Below are 16232 nucleotides of genomic sequence, written 5' to 3' on the forward strand. Positions count from 1 at the left end.
AGATCAAATCTGGACTCAGAATGAAGAGTCCAGTATATTTTTGAAAATCAAAAATTGAACACAAAATCCACATATGGAATTCCAGGGAAAATCGCCTCTTTCCCAATCGTGTTCAGCAGCGCCAGATCGACACTGATTTTCTCACCAAAGAATCGTACACCAAAAGACACCAAAGGATTATCTGCACCAGGAATTATCCAGTTTTCTGAGACCAACGCCAGGCGTCGTGAAATTCGGTGCTCACCGCCTATCATGAACATTGGGTGGTCGGCTGGCTCATCATCGACAAAACCATAGCCCATGCCAAAGGTGAGGCTGGAGTTGGTGCTGCCAAGAGTTGTTACCCCATAAAGCAACGATACCAATGGCGAGCGAGCCGCTTTATCTTCTGGATTTATGTCTTCATCCTCGTCCCAATCTGGAATTTTGATGATTAATGCCCCAATACCGAGATTAAAACTATCTGATGCTTTCAAGCCTATCTTTGGCGTAAAATAAAAAATTTGTTTATCGAAGTCCAGGCCAGGAATAAGCGACATGCCACCGCCAATGGTAATATTATTGGTAAGGCCGTAAGCAAAAGCTGGAAAGAGTAAATAATAATCAGCAAAATAGCCATCGCCCTTTTTGAGCATTCGGCCCGTGGGAGCAAAAAACAAGCGGGTGGCATTAGGATTGGGAAACCAGTAAACGCCGTCTTTCATTGTGGCTATCGAAACCATTTCGATATTGGCTATCTTGTCGATCGGAATAGATAACTCTCCGAAGTCAGCTTTGAACCGAATTTCTTGTTCGTTGATTTCAAGAATGCGTCCGATCATGATCGATTTATCATGAGTAGTAATGATCTGGACGTGGTTAGAATCTGGAATAATTAAATTGTTTTGAACTTGTCTTGAGATTTGAGCCTCTAAATGAAATGGGGAGAAGAAAAATAGGTAGATTAAAAATCCCAATACCAAAAGCCGATGCATCATTTAATTCGCCGCCTTCCTAAATGGATTGAATATGTGATGGACTATTAACTCAAACCGAACCGCTTTGTGAGTTTTAATGGCATATAACAATATAATAAATTCAGAATAAATTACCAACAAAAAAAATATTTAAATGCAAAATTAATCGGGATGGACGAGAGCCAGCTTAGATCGCGATGTAACGAAAAAAAAGATTTTGTTTCTTCGTAGGAATTTTTACTTGAATTTTATGAGTCGATTTCTTATCTTTATGCCCCAATTCGATAGTTGCAACTGATTTTTGTAAGTGAAGCAAATTTTTCAAAATCACATTATCTTACCACTCAAATCAGGAGGTTTCGATTCATGAGACGTGTTTATCCATCTTTTTTTGCTTATGGAATTCTAATCGTATTGATGTTTGGATTGATGAGTTGTGGTGAGAAGAAGGCACCGAGAACTGTTGGTGAGGAAATGAAGCTGGCTGCCAGAGATTTCCGACCGACGCTCATGCGCCTCGATACCATTTTAACTGCTGGAGATATTCAAGCTGCGCGGGATACTTTGGCGATATTGATGCAAAAATTTGATAAAATCGAGGCTGCGGAGGTGCCAGACAGGTTGAAGGAAAATGCAGCAGAAATTGAATCACGGATCTCAGCGCTCGCCACATCCTTAGATGAACTCTCGATGGTACTGGATAATCCCAGCCTCACGACAATCGACAGCACCGTGCTCAAAGGATATCAATCGGTGCGAATGAATTTCTCGCGCTTGGGCGGTCTGTTGCGCTTTAGAATCCCTGAGCTGGTGAGCTTTCATGATGAAGTACTCCATGAAATCTGGCATGAGGCGTATCCGAACAATGACATCGCTGCGATCAAAGCCGCTGTTCCCGCTTTCAAAGAAAAAGCCGCGGCGCTATCCAATATTCAGTGGCCGAATGGATTGGGAGCTGATTTAGATAAAACCAAAGCAAAAGTAGTGGAACTGCAAAACGCGGTGAACGCTCTCGATCTTGCCTGCCAGGGCGATGATGCCGAAGCAATAAAAAAGGCAACCGAAGAAGTCCATTCTTTATACGAAAGCATCGCAAGATCCCTTTAATGGTATAGCGAAGGCCAGCCTTTCCGATCCACTCGATCTGAAAGGCTGGCTTATCTGCTAAAGAAAGTATGAAACGCATTTCCGTCTACCTGCTGCGACCAGGAACGAAACCCCTGTTTCTTCGCCAGATCGATCAATGGCGCAGGCACAAATGGTGTTATCAGTTCATAAATCTCATTTTCTTTCAAGTCTTTCAACTCATTCATGACGCGATTGATCGGTTGTTCCCCAGCTTCGATGATGGGTCTGGCATCCAATCGCTGAGTAATCCGCTTGGCGTCCAACCATTCGGGCGGCGTCGAATGATCGAGACCCTCGGTTTCAGAAGCTATTTCAGCAGGAGCCATCCCCACTTTAGACCGAAGAGTATTGATCAAGCTCCCCAAATTTACATCGCCGATTTGCGCCACCTGCCGCAGCGTTGCGACTTTGGAGATCGTTTTGCGCAGGATAGGGTTTTGCAGCTTCTTAAATGCCGGCGCTAGTTCAATCAATACTTGTTCCAATTCTGGATACGCATCCAATAGCGCGCCAACCTTTGTCTCTGGAGTTATAAGAATTTGATCTGGCATATCATATCACCTTATTCAATTGAGGTTATTGAATCATAGGAGTTGAGTAAGTTAAATGAGTTGAGCATGTTGAGTGAGTTGAGTGCGTCAGGTGAACAAGTGATATTTCCTTCAGGCAATTTAACAAATAAAAATCATCCTCACTCATCGCTCGCATCCTACTTAGTGTCTGAATGAAAACTCATCAATTATTCGATTTGCTGTCATTGCAAGGCGTTTTTTGCCGAAGCAATCTCATCACTTTGTTCCTATAATTTAGAAAATGGCTTCGCTTCGCCCGCAATGACAGTATTAGAAAAAAAACGGCATTTTCGTTCAGCACTAGTTAACAACTTATCTTACCTAATTGATCAACATACTCAACCCCTAAACTTCACTTCGCATAGGATAACAACCGCTGTTCTCCCTGGAGCTTCCGTTTTTCGGTTAGATCCTGACTGACTTCGAGGGTACCCAGATAATTCCCTTGTTCATCCCGCAGGGCAAAATATTCGATATGGATAAATCGTTTGCCCATATTGATCCAAAACGCAGCGCGATCTTGTTGACCGGATTTGAAGTCGCTCAAGATCTGATTCACCACGTGGACACTGGAGGGCGGATGACAGTTTTGGACCTTACGACCGAGAATAGCACGATTACGAGCAAAAATCCGCTCTTTTCCCTGCGTAAAATAGCGCACGGCGTCATCTTTATCCACGAAAGTCAAATCAAATGGAATGGTATTGAGCAGCGCGGTCAATTCTGCCACGGATAGGCTGCCACTGGGTAATTGAATTCTCCCTGCGGCGGTGAGCGGTTCAGGCTCGCTCACCAGACCCTCGGGCTGCCAAGTATCCTTTGGATCATAGAGACAAAAGCCGATTTCCGCGCTTTGCTTATAAATTTCATACCACTCAGCATCAGTCAGTTTGTCCAGACTCATTGGGAAAAGAATTTCTTCTTCTTTGAAAATCATTTCTTCAATCGCATTGGAGGCAGGTTTGAGAACCAGCTCCGCTACGGTCTTCGCCTCGCCAGCAGTGATGTGGTTCGCTGCGGATAGCGCCTCAAGAGCAGCCTTCAACAATTGGCGCGCTTCATTATGCTTGCCCCACATCACCGTTGATGGCCCAGTGATCCCATGCTTCTCTAAATACGGGAATAGTAAATTCTCCTTGCGCACATAATGCTTCTCCACATCCATCAACGCATTGAAGCTGTTGTGAATTTCGGAAAAAAGATGGCTGGCATCATCGTCATCCTTGAGCGCATTCAAGGCCTCGTAATGGCGGTTGAGCACTGCCAATTCCCACTCCAGCGCACGGTTCTCTTGTTGAAACGTATGGACTGGATGGCCTGGGGGTGCTACTTTTGCTCCAGACAAATCCAACGCCCCTTTTAGTGCCGCAGAATGAATATCGCACAATCGGAGCACCTCCTCCTGAGGCAGACCCTCGGCGATCAGCTCTTGTTCAACCTCAACAACATCGCCATACGGCACTTGTCCCAACAAACGCGTTAATTGCTTCCTCACGTCCTCCGGCGCTTCACCTTTATGAAGCTGAAGGATCATGTGCTTCAGCAATTGCTTTCTTTTGGTGGCATTATTGATTAACTCACTCATGATATTATTCCTTTCTTTTCTAGAAAGGTTTGAATTATTTGAAAAGTACCATTAATCAAAACCGTTTGTACCTTTTTCTCAGCAGCTACCGGTATCCAACTAAATGATAATATATTTTGTTCAAGAATTCATTGACAAAAGTCAATACCAAACGATTTTGTTAAAGTGTGATCAAAATTATTACTGTCATTGTTTCAAATTATGGAGCAAATTTTTCGTACTTTTTGAGGTAGTCGTATTTAAGCTGAACTTGCTTCCAATAATATCTTTCAACTTAACCAAATGGAAACGACATACTTCTGCCGGGCAAATTATATGTCGAATCTCCGATCTACAGGGGGAACGCTCGAAAAACTTTGTTCACTAAAAATGAGGGGGTACGCAACAGGTGATTTCGGTAGCAGGAGAGATTGCAGGAACTGCCCAAGCTCTGCTAAATGCTTTTATCTGATGTTCGGATGATGGCAAAAATATCGAGCCCTTCAATCAGCTTTGACAACGATTTTACCGCTCCCCTCTGCCAGAAAAACTGATCACGAAAGTTGCGTATACCCCGAATAAGGAATGTTATCCCCGCGAAAGATTTTTTGATCTCCGAATGGGGATGAAGTTGGACGAATTTCGTTGGGCAGCAAAAGCCAATACCAATTACAAATTTGAAGCCTTATTGAAGAACGCCGCATTTGATTTGAAGATTTACATCTACGATGCGCTGGTGGAACAGAACGGCAACCGAGCTAAGCCATTTTATGTGCTAGAAGAACTGCGTGAAAATCGATTTTGGTTCGGCGCGGGAAGAAGCAAGGGCTCAGTAGGTGCCGATTAGAAATGGAGTTCCCCTTTGCGAACGAAATAAAACCGATTGAAACCACAGCTCAGGCCAACCATTTATCGTTTACCCTTCAATTCAATTCATTGAACCCATTACTGGTCGGGTGAAGCTGTTCAAAGCACGATCCAGGAATACCATCTTTTGCCGCGGTTGAGGACCGACAATTCCACAAATACTGTCAGCTATGAGGAACCTCCCAGCAGCAATTCGCACGCGCTTGGAATTTGCCATTGGTGGTCCGATCTTAAGCCCGCAGGATTGGGAAAAAAGCTTTCAGATTTCCTACCCTGGGTATTAGCTATCCATTAGCGAGAGCGATCTATTCCTGAAGGGAAAGTTGGGCTGCTGCCAAAATCAGCGCTCAACAAATTGAGCAAGGTCAAATTCCCGCTATCAAAAAAAAAGTCCTTTATGCGATCGAACCGTTATGGGATACTTCTTTTGCAACCGGAGAAGATACTCAAAATGCCCTGCTCACGCCGATGCAGAACAAAAGCCAATCTGAACAATCGGATCATGAAATACGTGGTTCAGCAAGGTTTCTCGATCGATGAGTTTGACTCGCAAGCTTGGGTTGATATAGCGAGGTATCTCGGGTTCGATCTGAAGTTAAAAAAGCAACTTGAGGCCAATTATCAGGATGAATGAGCACTTTATTGGCCGCTTAAGTCCGCCTGCAAGCAAATATTACCACAACCTTATCAATGGATCGACCGTCAGGTTAAATTGCTGCAAGAAGAAGCGTGGGAAACCGATATTCCTGGAAGCACAGTCAAAGCAGCAATTTCATAGGGGACGCTTTCTTGGTCAGATCAGTCCACCGGCCAAGGATATGCTGAACGCATGGCAAGTGCGTCAATGTGAGTAGTAAACCCAATTCTTCTATGTTCTGATCGACCATGTTTACTTTCTTCAACCAAATTAGCTTCGTCCGATATTTGATTGTGTGGAGGGTCAATAGCTCGTTAGTGTTTCTTCAGCGCTATTAATCAATTGATCTATCCCATGTTCTTGGCTCGATCATTACAGAACGGTTCCCCTTTTCTGTATGGGAGAGAAAATTCCTTTGAATCAAACGGAAAATATTTGAATGAAAAAGAACAATATGGCTTTCGCCACGCGCTTAACAGCGCTCATCGAATTGCTCTCACGAACAGCGGGATTAAATCGGCGCCGAGAACCATGGTTGGAAAATGGATCGGGGTGCATCATTTTCAACCGATCCCATCAGCCTTAATTCCGTACCTGGAACTGACCTCAATCCTGCACATCGGTAGCCAAACCCATTTCGGATGCGAAACCTATATCCTCTCGGCATAATTTCATCCCAATTCTTGCCACCCTCACACCATTTCACACTCGAATCAGCCATTGAGGTTCATAGGTTGAGGGCTTTGAGTCCAATCTTCAAAAAAATTTTCAATCATAGCTCGCGAATCATTTTAACTGTACCATCAATCCCAATAATATTTTCTTCCAGAATGATGTCATTCTTTCCAGAAAGCTCGAGCGCCTGTTGCAAGATCACGGTCAATCCGCCACAGCATGGCACTTCCATGCGGGCCACGATTGCCTTGGGAATATTGTTGTGCTGCAAAATGGCGGCGAGCTTGGCAGCATAAGGCCTGGTGTCGTCCAATTTTGGGCAGCCAACCACAACGCTGCGTCCGCGCAAGTAACGCCAATGGACATCGGCCGAAGCTAATGGTCCGCAAGTGCTCATTACCACCAGCTCTTTATTATTGAAATATGGAGCATTCGGCGACACCAGATGAATTTGCACCGGCCATTGAGCGAGTTCTGAAGGGATGACCGATCCAGTCACTTGTCCCCCTGCTTGAGGCTGATGGCTCGGCCGTTTGATCTCCATGGTCCGGGATCCTGGGCATCCCATTGCCAAGTGGTGCGTTGCCCCATGCCGCTGTTGTGCCTCCTCCATTCGCCAGACGGCCTCCACGCCTTGGGTCGCTAATAAATACTCCTTCACAGCTTCCTCATCGAAATCGGCCGCCTCGCGCTCCTCTATCACCAGCGCGCCCCTGGGACAAGTCCCCACACAATCGCCAAAACCATCACAAAAATCCTCTCTCACCAAATGGGCTTTGCCATTTATTAATTGGAGCGCCCCTTCAGAGCAGCCAACGATGCAATTGCCGCATCCATTGCACAGCTCTTCATCAATTCGGATGACCTTTCGTCTCATACTTGACTCCTAGAGTTTAGTGGTCCTTGCAGAGTTCTGCAAAAGACTTGTAAATTAGCACTCTGCCATCCCACCTCAGAGTGCGGATATCGCTCAAGGTGTGATAAAATATGATTCAGAGAAAATTCTGCATTTGCAGGTGCGCCGATTTGTTATCCAATCTTTGTTCTCTTTGCAGAACCCTTTAAACCAATTTTTTAATTTCCGCTTGCTTTTGTAGCGGTGCGTTTTTTTTGCTTATTTGAATTTCCCTTCTGAGCGGGTACAAAGTGGATTTCGATTAGAGATTAGAAATAAAGTTTATCTATCTCTTGACTTTGATAATTGCTTCAATCGCATGCAATATGCGCTGGATTCAGGTCTCCTATTTCATTGCCCCATTTCTACGATAACCTGCCTGGCTCGGGGAGTTCTTTTGAACTACCAAAAGATAGCATTTTAGAATGACAAATTCATTGACTAAAGTCAATTTGCCCCTTGAGATTTGACATGGCATCTGTTAAGTAGTTTTGGAAATTTGATTAGAATCCAACAAATTGCTCCCTCAAAGTCATAGATGATAAACGGAGGCAGAAGCGTGGTGATCGAGGTTAGTCGTAACCACAGTCTGCAGCTTCATGGGTTTATGGAGCTTAAAAAATAAAAACAGGCCACCACTTAAAATGCGATAGCCTGCTTTTGTTTAATGCTGGAGCGAAATCATCGATGGACTTGGCTAAATTATCGCTTTCTCTTGCGCAATTCAGCCGCCATTTCCTTGATCTCGGTCAGATCTCGCTGTAACTCGCTCCAACCGTACCAGAGAGCGTAATCGGGATTGGCATGGAAGCTGCCCTGAAAGGCTCTCATTCGATGTTCCAAAAACATTAAAAAGAGTTTCTGCTCGATGACAGTCGGCGCATCGTGAAAGGTTAACAGATCTGGGAAAGGATGAGCGTAATTCGCTGGTTTCTTGAGAATGCCATCTTGATACAGCCCTGCGACAATCCGCAGCGCCTCGGCCATCAAACGATCGGCTTCCTTGATCATTTTATCACCTTTTTCTAATTCGGCCTTGGCGAAATTGAGCGAATGACATTGATTACAGGTCTTCAGCATCTTATCGCGCTGCTGCTGCCATTCCTCCTGAGTCAACCGAGCCACCTTAGCTGCCTTCACGACCTCCAATCGCTCAGTGGGCTGACCTTTGGGATCCAGCACCCCAAGTCCTTGCAATATGGTAGCGCGATCGGCAGCCCATTGTTTATCCTCTGGCATCGGCAAACGCACGGCCAAAAAACCCCACGCAGTCATGACCTCATGGTTCCCCTCTTGGAAATGGCATGTCTGGCATTTTGGAGCGGCTACCGTCTCAGGGAGCACTTTGTTCTGCTTTAACAGATAGCGCACGCCATGTTTCGAGGTGGAATACATTTCCCATTGTGGATGATCAATACCCATGTGGCAGGTTTGACAAGCCTGTGGCTCTTGCGCTTCAGCTTTTGAAAACAAATGCCGCGTATGGCAGGCATCGCATGACGCGCGCCCAAATCCAGCCCCGGCTTCGTTCAATGCCTTGATCTCTGCCTCAGATTTCAGGCCGATCTTATGACACCCGCCACAGCCTTTCATCCCCTCCATAAGCGCCATGGGTTGCATATGGGCTGTCGGCATGGCCTTCATTGCCGCCCAGGCCAAAGCATGCTTGCCCTTTTTGAACTGCTCCACCTGTTTCTCATGGCATTGCCCACAGGTCTCTGGCGTGGGGATCTCCGCATTCGCCACGTCATATGGATCTCTGTGGCCATCTCCATGACAGGTGGCACAATCCACATCGTGCTGGCTATGTTTGCTCAGTTGCCAATCCGAGACAATGTTAGGAGTAGTAGATTTGTGGCAAGTGACGCATGTCTCGGACTCAGCAATCCGAACAACCATCACGCTAAAGATCAGAAATGCACTCATCAGAAGTGGAAATTTGGATCGCATGGCTTCATCCTCCGATTTAAAAGGCGTCCGATAACTAGGGTGATTTATGAGTACAACACGAGGAAATTGAATCCTTCAAGTTGTTGCACAAACCTTCGAAGAAAAATTGCAATAAACCTCAGTGAACCAGCCACAAGCTTTGGGTTTCGGTTCAGATTTTTTACAAAACGCATTTCTCTGGCCATTCGCTTTCGATAGATGATATCATCTGATTCGAGGGCCCGCAGAAACATGGTCCACTGATGAGAAAACAACCGCTAATGAAGATATGCAGCCATCGGTGAATGCTTTGTGATTCGGAGAAAATCTATCCACGAGATATTCATGAGCGAAAGAGTCAGTGATTTTGAGATTCTGCCCAACTTTTCATATTGCTCAAAACCAAAACGAGCATATCAAGCGTCGTAAGGGGGATCATCATGGGCTATTCAAGCCATTTTTGAATATTTCGACACCATGAGATTAAGCTTTGATCGCCTTTGGTGCCCTATAAGAATTCGGCAACGCAATACTTAGAGACCTAAACTCAAAATTGCACCAGCAAAAATTACTGTATTAAATTCGGGCAACACCCATAAACACCGCATGAAGCACCACCGCCATGACCAAAAAAATGACGCGAGCATTTTCTGGAGCGAAACGAAATAGTCGATATTCGAGAAATTTGCCTTTGCAGCTCCCTATGCAGTCGCCACAGAGGGTGCATGAACTCGCAGGCCGCTGTCGGATGATATTTTCCAACTGCAAGGCATCGTATCGGCACACTGAGGTACAAGCGCGGCATTTGGTACATCCATCCTTGATGCGAATGCGGAAGGGGGATAGCTTTCCCAAAGTTGTGGCTAAAAAGCCAATTGGACAATAGGTGAGACAATGGGTCATTACCCCTTTTTTTCTCGACCAAAGTATCATCATTCCCACGCCGACGAGGCCAAATATCGCGCCAATCAAAGTGGCAAGCATCATTGAAGCCCCTAGCCATCGTAACAGCCGGGCAGCAACGATGACAATGATCAGCATCCCAGCCTGCATCGATCTCCTGCCTTTGAAAAAATCTCGTGAGACCTCCCGAGATCGCGCCGCTAAATTGTCCCATGAACCAATATAACACAGATAACTGCACCAGGCTGGTCCAACGAGCACAATCGTACTGAGAAATAAGATCAACATGAAAAATCGCTCGCCCCGGAATATCGGTCCTGCGACGATCATCGCTGGGATTGGAAGATGAAGCCGGCCAGTCATAAGTAATTTTTCTATTCCGAACAGCCCAAAGATCAATTGCGAAAAAAATACGATCGAGAAGAGTAGCCAAATACGCTGTCGCCATTGCGCAGAACGGTGGGGATTTATCATCTTTTCCATGATCACGCCCGCATAGAGGGATAGGCCGAGGACCTCCAACCAGCCCATTGTTGGAACGAAACGCTCCAATAGGAGAATCGGGCTCGATAATTTGGTTTGTAATATGCTGAGAAGCAATGCAGTAGCCAGAAAAGCAATGGACGAAGTGGCATCGAGTGGGTTCACTGGTCGATAGCGTTGTTTTAATTTTCGGCTTTCGAATACCAGGGCTGAAAGCGCGGTGAACAATGCAACGCTGCCTAGGATAATGACCAATCGCATCCACGGAACACCGTGCGCCTGACGCATCTGAACAATTCGGAGCGTCGTCGTAATCCACTCAAGGGCGCCCAATAGGAGCAAGACTTGAATCACCCTTGCTACCCAGCGACGTTTGACCAACAGCAGCAACGGGAGCAAGAGACAACTGATCGCTAAACCATGTTGATTTGCCCGAGAAAAATGCGCCGCCATCAATAAGCATGAGAGAATAATTGGGAGCAATGTGACAAAATTCAAAAACGTCATCTCCTCTATAATTTAGCCTGCCAAAACTAAGAAGCTACCCCCTCCTCATTTTCCTATAATTCGCGTTGAGATCTACAGTTGGTTATTATGCTGATCCAATTTTCCATCTCATCGATCGCGAAGTTTATCGGAACATGAAGTAGCAAAGATATTTCGATCAGTTGGGTGCAAATCGAATGACAACAAGGTCCCAGAACTACGGAAGATAGTGCCCTGACCTCGGGCAGAGCCGAGTTGGGATCAGGATGCTATAAATAAATGCCACTGGAAAAGCAGTCGAAGCGACCAAAAACCCAGTTGTCTGAACAAATCCGATTAGACAGATATCTATATTGATCGAGACATTAAGATCGCAGCGATATTCTCGCTATTCATCCCCTAACTCAGCGATAATGGCTTCAGTGATTTCGGTTGTGGTGGCCGTTCCGCCCAAGTCGCGAGTCAATTTCTCCCCCTTTTCAAGGACCTTATTGATTGCATTGGCAATGCGCTGGGCCGCCTCATTTTCGCCGATATACTCGAGCATCAAAATGCCCGAGCGGATCAAAGCGATGGGATTGGCCAAATTCTTGCCCGCGATGTCAGGAGCACTACCGTGCACCGCCTCAAAAATCGCATATTCATCGCCGATATTTGCCCCTGGTGCAGTACCGAGGCCGCCGACCAGTCCAGCACATAAGTCCGAAACGATATCCCCATAGAGATTTTCCAACAACAAGACATCAAATTGATATGGATTCAAGACCAATTGCATACAAGCATTATCGACGATTTTTTCCTCGTATTGAATATCGGGGTATTTCTCAGCGACTTTGCGCGAGCATTGTAGAAAAAGGCCGTCGCTCATTTTCATGATATTAGCTTTATGAACTGCCGTTACCTTATGCCGCCGATAGTCGCTGGCATATTTAAAGGCAAATTCTGCGATACGGGTCGAAGCCTTCTCCGTGATAATTTTGAGCGATTCCACGACCCCCGGAACGACCTCATGTTCGATCCCGGAATACAGCCCTTCCGTATTTTCGCGCACAACGATCAGATCGATGTTTTGATATGGCGCTTTGACATTCGGAAGGCTTTTCACCGGCCGAAGATTGGCGTATAGTTCTAGCCTTTTCCGCAAGGTCACGCTGATGCTTTTGAATCCCTCCCCGATCGGCGTACCAACCGGCCCTTTTAGTGCCACTTTATTCCGTCTCACAGACTCGATCGTATACTCGGGCAAAACTGTACCGATCTTTTCTAACGCATTGGCGCCAGCAGGGACTTCCTCCCATTCGATCGCTGCACCAGACGCATCGATCACAGCCACCGCAGCCTGTGCCACTTCCGGCCCAATGCCATCTCCTTTGATCAGACTGATCGTCCGTTTCGGCCTGTTTTGATTCATATCAGTTCCCTTTTTGCTCTAATGATGGGTTTCGGTGGTTTATTCAAATTCGATGGCGGAATATATTAAAAAATTAATTGAAAAGCAAGCTAAGAGCAAATGTTCAATTTTTGCACGCCATCACCATTATAAGCCATTGTCGAAATCCCCCGTTAATATCGAGCAAAACAGAATCGAGAACCCTAAGACCGCCAAATATAGCTTTTGCTGGAAATGAAATGATGCTATTAAAGGCCAAGTTTTTGGCTGATACCACTTGTCCCGGTTTTCCCATATCATATCATCCATGTGCCATTTCGCCATGAGTAATCAAATTAGTTTTCTGCAAAGCAAGCGAATTGGCAAATTCGGAATCTCATTCCCGCGGATGCAGAAGCCGATTTGACTCCGAGAAATTTCGAGTAAAACGAGGCCCATCCGTCACCTAACCCTTGGAGTCAATTTAAAAATGGCAACTTTTTTCATTTGACTCCCTCTGTTTAACGCTCAAGACCATCTGAAAATTGGCATGAGCTTGATAGTATGATTCGATTCAATTGTTCCGATTGTTGATGATTATCAGAGACGTTCGGCAAAGCAGATAAAAATTTACATCGATCTTCAATTAATCGCCTTGACTAAAGTCAAGTCTCTGTCGATTTTTTCGAGTGGCGGTTTCATCCTTTTAATTCGAGCGATACCAGTTTGACCCGAAATCCATCGCTGCTTTAGATAATTGGCATACAACCGGAAATCGGATAGCCTCAATGTTTCGATCGGTGGCTAAAATTTGTATCGAATTAAATGGCAAACCCAAAATGCAACTTCCACAGGATCTGATTTGAGCGAAGGCTAAATGATATTTCATGACCAAAATAAGGTGAAGATTATCGCGCAAGAAATGTTGATCCAGTCATAACCAACCAATTTTTAATTGCTGGAAAAATGGTATTTTCGCTCCATAGGATGGTCCAATGACACTGTGCTTGGCATTTTAAACCTTGCTGCTGAATGAATAGCAATGATCAGCCGAACATGCGTGGTCACAGTGTCGTTGAAAAATTCCTTGACTTTGCTGCGAAATTGGTTTATATTTCGAGGCAAATTTCAAGCGACGATAAATCTTAAAGGGACTGGATATGATCTGGTTGAATATCATTTCGAAAGTGATTCGGGCGTTCCGTTCTGGGGAATCGCCAGGGCAGATCGCGGCTGGATTCTGCGTTGGTTTTCTGATTGGGCTAATGCCGTTTTGGACCTTGCAAGGCGTAGCGCTGTTCATCTTGCTCATTCTGCTCAATATCAACATGGCGGCTGGGACATTGGCGATCCTCCTGGCCAGTTTATTTGCTTATCTATTAGATCCGATCTTCCACGATATCGGATATTATTTTCTGACTGGAATTCCTGCTTTGCAGGGGATCTGGGAATGGCTCTATAATAATCCGCTCGGGCCGCTAACCCGATTCAATAATACTGTGGTGATGGGAAGTTTTGTGGCCGGGCTGATGCTTTTTTTCCCAATATTTTGGGGAATGAAAAAGTTGGTCGTTGCTTATCGAGACAACTTGGAAGTTCGGATCAAAAAATGGAAGGTTTACCAGGTCATCAAAGGCAGCAAGCTGGTGCAGTGGTATGAGAAGGTTCGAGATTTAGGAGGTGAGCTATGAGAAAAAGAGGCCTCATTTACCTGGCAGTGATCGCGATCATCGTCGCAGTGATCGCATATTTTACCCAGGATAAATTCTTGGAGCGGCAATTGGAATCCGGCTTGGAAGCCATTGCTGGCGCCAAGGTCGAGATCGATAATTTTCATTTCAGCTTGCTGAAAGCGGAATGTTCTTGGAGCCGACTCCAAATTGCCAATGCCAATGATCCGTGGAAGAACCTGGTGGAAACTGGTCGGGCAAGCTTTGACCTTGAAACGCGGCCCCTATTTTGGCGTCGCTTCATCATCAAAGAGATGGCTTTGGAACGAGTGAGGACTGGCACGCCACGTAAGACAAACGGCAGTTTGCCCAAAAAGCCGGAGCCGCCCAAATCTACCGAACCTGATTTGTTCGAAAGAGCCAAGGCTGCCTTGCAAAAGCAGCTTGGAGATGCCCCGATCTTTGACCTGTCAGGTCTGGGCAAAAAATTAAAGGTCGATTCGCTCATCAATGTCGAAAATCTGGCTAGCTTTCAGGCCTATCAGTCGCTGCGCTCCACGGCCGATAGCACGTTCGATTACTGGAAATCGCAACTCGATGTCAAAGTCTATTCTGCCAAGGTAAACGAACTTGAATCCAAGGTGAAATCGCTCAAGCTTGAAAAGATCGATGAGATCAAGGATGTAGCCGCGGTAGTCGACCTGGCGAAAAAAGTGGATGACATTCGTAAAGATGCGCTTTCGCTGAAGAAAGATGTGGAGCAGAAGCATGCTGCTTTGACCCAAACTTTCGATGAGCTCCAGGCGGAATTGAAATCCGCTCAAGGTGCGCTTCAACAGGACATTGACAAGGCTAAACAATTAGCGAAGCTGAAAGATTTGGATGTGAAAGATGTTGCCCTGGTGCTTTTCGGCAGCGCCGTGGTCGATCGTTATGAGCAGTTGCTCGATTATGTTGCCACCGGTCGAAAATATCTGGATAAAGTTCAAAAGATGACGGCTTCGGACAAGGTAGAAAAGCCCCCGCGTTTCAAGGGACAGGATATTCATTTTCCGTTTCGCTATCGCTATCCCAAATTTCTCCTGCGTCAGGCGAAACTCTCCGCTGCCACTGCAGCCGGGGATACCAGCCGTGCCTATTTTCTTGAGGGATATTTAACTGGGCTGACCAATCAACCCTCAGTTCTGGGAAGGCCCACCCGGTTTAACATCGATTTGATGCGCCTCGATGGCAATAAATATCGGCTGGCAGGAAGCCTGGATCATATCACCGATCAATCGCGGGATTCCCTGTGGCTTAGCGCCGAGAATTTTGGCCTGGGAAAAATCAATCTGAAAAAGAGCAAATATTTCCCAGCGGCCATTTCGGCCCAGAAGGGCAACATTATGCTGGCTGGATTTTTTGTTAGCAATAGCATCGACCTGAAGTTGAACCTTGATGTTTCTCCGGTGAACTTCATTTATGAAAGTGAAGCAACCGATCGCGTATCGAAAATCGTCCGAGAGGTTTTGGGGGGACTGACCAATGTGAACTTAAAAGCGCAGCTCATTGGCGGTGCTGGAGCCGATTTCAAATTGAACCTGAACTCCAACGTCGATAATGTGTTGGCCAATCAAATCAAACTGACCATTGCTGAGAACCTCCGCGAGGCCCAGCAACAGGTCGAAAGCTATGTCCGCACCGAGGTCGATAAAAAGCGCAAGCAGGTCGAGGCCATTATCGATGAAAATCGGCAGAAAGTTTATGCTGAACTGGATCAAGCCAAGCAAAAAGTTTACCAAATCACTAACGAGTTGGAGCAGCGAAAGAAGGAATTAGAGGAGCGAAAGAAGAAACTCGAATCGGATGCCAAGAAAAAAGTGATCGATTTCATCAGAAAGCCGGGAAATTAATTGGTGTTTGAAAATCAAATAGCAAAGCTGAGTGAAGTTTTTTTCTTTTGCTGGATTGATCTGATGTCTCGCTTTCCATCGTCCTATTGTGAAAGCTGACTTTTTAAATTCGATCAATGTAAGATGTCATTAGCTTAGCTTGAGACTTTCGCTTAATTCATGAATCGATTTTGCTGTGTTTAGAAAGCGAATTGAGGCTTTCAATC

At 45.7% G+C, this 16232-nt stretch carries 13 protein-coding genes; 6 read left to right on the plus strand and 7 right to left on the minus strand.

From position 1 onward, the window contains the following. Positions 1-47 precede the first annotated feature (47 nt). The gene (locus ONB37_08925; protein ID MDZ7400270.1) at positions 48-977 is read right to left on the minus strand and encodes a hypothetical protein; all 930 of its coding nucleotides are present in this window, start codon (positions 975-977) and stop codon (positions 48-50) included. Positions 978-1322: 345 nt separating this feature from the next. Between ONB37_08925 and ONB37_08930 the strand changes: the two genes are divergently transcribed. Further along, positions 1323-2063, plus strand: a complete 741-nt coding sequence (locus tag ONB37_08930) for a hypothetical protein (protein ID MDZ7400271.1) — start codon at positions 1323-1325, stop codon at positions 2061-2063. Positions 2064-2113: 50 nt separating this feature from the next. Here ONB37_08930 and ONB37_08935 read toward each other — a convergent pair whose 3' ends face one another. Together ONB37_08935 and ONB37_08940 are read right to left on the minus strand one after the other, a co-directional pair. Next, a complete protein-coding gene (locus ONB37_08935) occupies positions 2114-2635 on the minus strand; it encodes a DUF1858 domain-containing protein (GenBank protein MDZ7400272.1) in 522 nt (173 codons plus the stop codon). A 373-nt stretch (positions 2636-3008) separates the two neighbouring features. Continuing rightward, positions 3009-4241 (minus strand): DUF438 domain-containing protein, encoded by a 1233-nt coding sequence (locus ONB37_08940; protein ID MDZ7400273.1) that lies wholly within the window; start codon positions 4239-4241, stop codon positions 3009-3011. Between the two features lie 610 nt (positions 4242-4851). On the opposite strand from ONB37_08940, the gene ONB37_08945 reads away from it, so the two are divergent. The 3 genes from ONB37_08945 (at position 4852) to ONB37_08955 (ending at position 6393) form a co-directional block, all read left to right on the plus strand. Next, positions 4852-5067 carry a hypothetical protein gene (locus ONB37_08945; GenBank protein ID MDZ7400274.1) on the plus strand — a complete coding sequence of 72 codons (216 nt, stop codon included), beginning with the start codon at positions 4852-4854 and terminating at the stop codon, positions 5065-5067. Between the two features lie 522 nt (positions 5068-5589). Continuing rightward, the gene (locus ONB37_08950; protein ID MDZ7400275.1) at positions 5590-5721 is read left to right on the plus strand and encodes a hypothetical protein; all 132 of its coding nucleotides are present in this window, start codon (positions 5590-5592) and stop codon (positions 5719-5721) included. 438 nt (positions 5722-6159) lie between these two features. After that, complete coding sequence (locus ONB37_08955) at positions 6160-6393, plus strand: hypothetical protein (GenBank protein MDZ7400276.1); 234 nt, start codon at positions 6160-6162, stop codon at positions 6391-6393. A 103-nt stretch (positions 6394-6496) separates the two neighbouring features. Here the strand turns inward: ONB37_08955 and ONB37_08960 are convergent, their stop codons facing one another. The 4 genes from ONB37_08960 to ONB37_08975 all read right to left on the minus strand — a co-directional run bounded on the left by ONB37_08960 (position 6497) and on the right by ONB37_08975 (position 12506). Next, positions 6497-7276: a 4Fe-4S binding protein gene (locus ONB37_08960; protein MDZ7400277.1), complete on the minus strand. Its 780-nt coding sequence runs from the start codon at positions 7274-7276 to the stop codon at positions 6497-6499. 720 nt (positions 7277-7996) lie between these two features. After that, on the minus strand, positions 7997-9220 hold the full coding sequence (locus ONB37_08965; GenBank protein MDZ7400278.1) for a multiheme c-type cytochrome: 1224 nt from the start codon (positions 9218-9220) through the stop codon (positions 7997-7999). Positions 9221-9799: 579 nt separating this feature from the next. Further along, positions 9800-11107, minus strand: coding sequence for a 4Fe-4S binding protein (locus ONB37_08970; protein ID MDZ7400279.1), 1308 nt, complete (start codon positions 11105-11107; stop codon positions 9800-9802). Positions 11108-11483: 376 nt separating this feature from the next. Further along, on the minus strand, positions 11484-12506 hold the full coding sequence (locus ONB37_08975) for an isocitrate dehydrogenase (NAD(+)) (GenBank protein MDZ7400280.1): 1023 nt from the start codon (positions 12504-12506) through the stop codon (positions 11484-11486). Positions 12507-13624: 1118 nt separating this feature from the next. On the opposite strand from ONB37_08975, the gene ONB37_08980 reads away from it, so the two are divergent. Both ONB37_08980 and ONB37_08985 read left to right on the plus strand, forming a co-directional pair. Further along, positions 13625-14155: a TIGR03546 family protein gene (locus ONB37_08980; GenBank protein MDZ7400281.1), complete on the plus strand. Its 531-nt coding sequence runs from the start codon at positions 13625-13627 to the stop codon at positions 14153-14155. Then, positions 14152-16026: a TIGR03545 family protein gene (locus ONB37_08985; GenBank protein MDZ7400282.1), complete on the plus strand. Its 1875-nt coding sequence runs from the start codon at positions 14152-14154 to the stop codon at positions 16024-16026. Before ONB37_08980 ends, ONB37_08985 begins: the two co-directional genes overlap by 4 nt. Positions 16027-16232 lie beyond the last annotated feature (206 nt).

The sequence above is a fragment of the candidate division KSB1 bacterium genome (assembly GCA_034506395.1).
Classification (GTDB): domain Bacteria; phylum Zhuqueibacterota; class Zhuqueibacteria; order Thermofontimicrobiales; family Thermofontimicrobiaceae; genus Thermofontimicrobium.

Coding starts and splice junctions, on each gene's coding strand:
- ONB37_08925 (MDZ7400270.1), bottom strand. CDS start 977: ATGATGCATCGGCTTTTGGTATTGGGATTTTTAATCTACCTATTTTTC.
- ONB37_08930 (MDZ7400271.1), top strand. CDS start 1,323: ATGAGACGTGTTTATCCATCTTTTTTTGCTTATGGAATTCTAATCGTA.
- ONB37_08935 (MDZ7400272.1), bottom strand. CDS start 2,635: ATGCCAGATCAAATTCTTATAACTCCAGAGACAAAGGTTGGCGCGCTA.
- ONB37_08940 (MDZ7400273.1), bottom strand. CDS start 4,241: ATGAGTGAGTTAATCAATAATGCCACCAAAAGAAAGCAATTGCTGAAG.
- ONB37_08950 (MDZ7400275.1), top strand. CDS start 5,590: ATGAAATACGTGGTTCAGCAAGGTTTCTCGATCGATGAGTTTGACTCG.
- ONB37_08960 (MDZ7400277.1), bottom strand. CDS start 7,276: ATGAGACGAAAGGTCATCCGAATTGATGAAGAGCTGTGCAATGGATGC.
- ONB37_08965 (MDZ7400278.1), bottom strand. CDS start 9,220: ATGAGTGCATTTCTGATCTTTAGCGTGATGGTTGTTCGGATTGCTGAG.
- ONB37_08975 (MDZ7400280.1), bottom strand. CDS start 12,506: ATGAATCAAAACAGGCCGAAACGGACGATCAGTCTGATCAAAGGAGAT.
- ONB37_08980 (MDZ7400281.1), top strand. CDS start 13,625: ATGATCTGGTTGAATATCATTTCGAAAGTGATTCGGGCGTTCCGTTCT.
- ONB37_08985 (MDZ7400282.1), top strand. CDS start 14,152: ATGAGAAAAAGAGGCCTCATTTACCTGGCAGTGATCGCGATCATCGTC.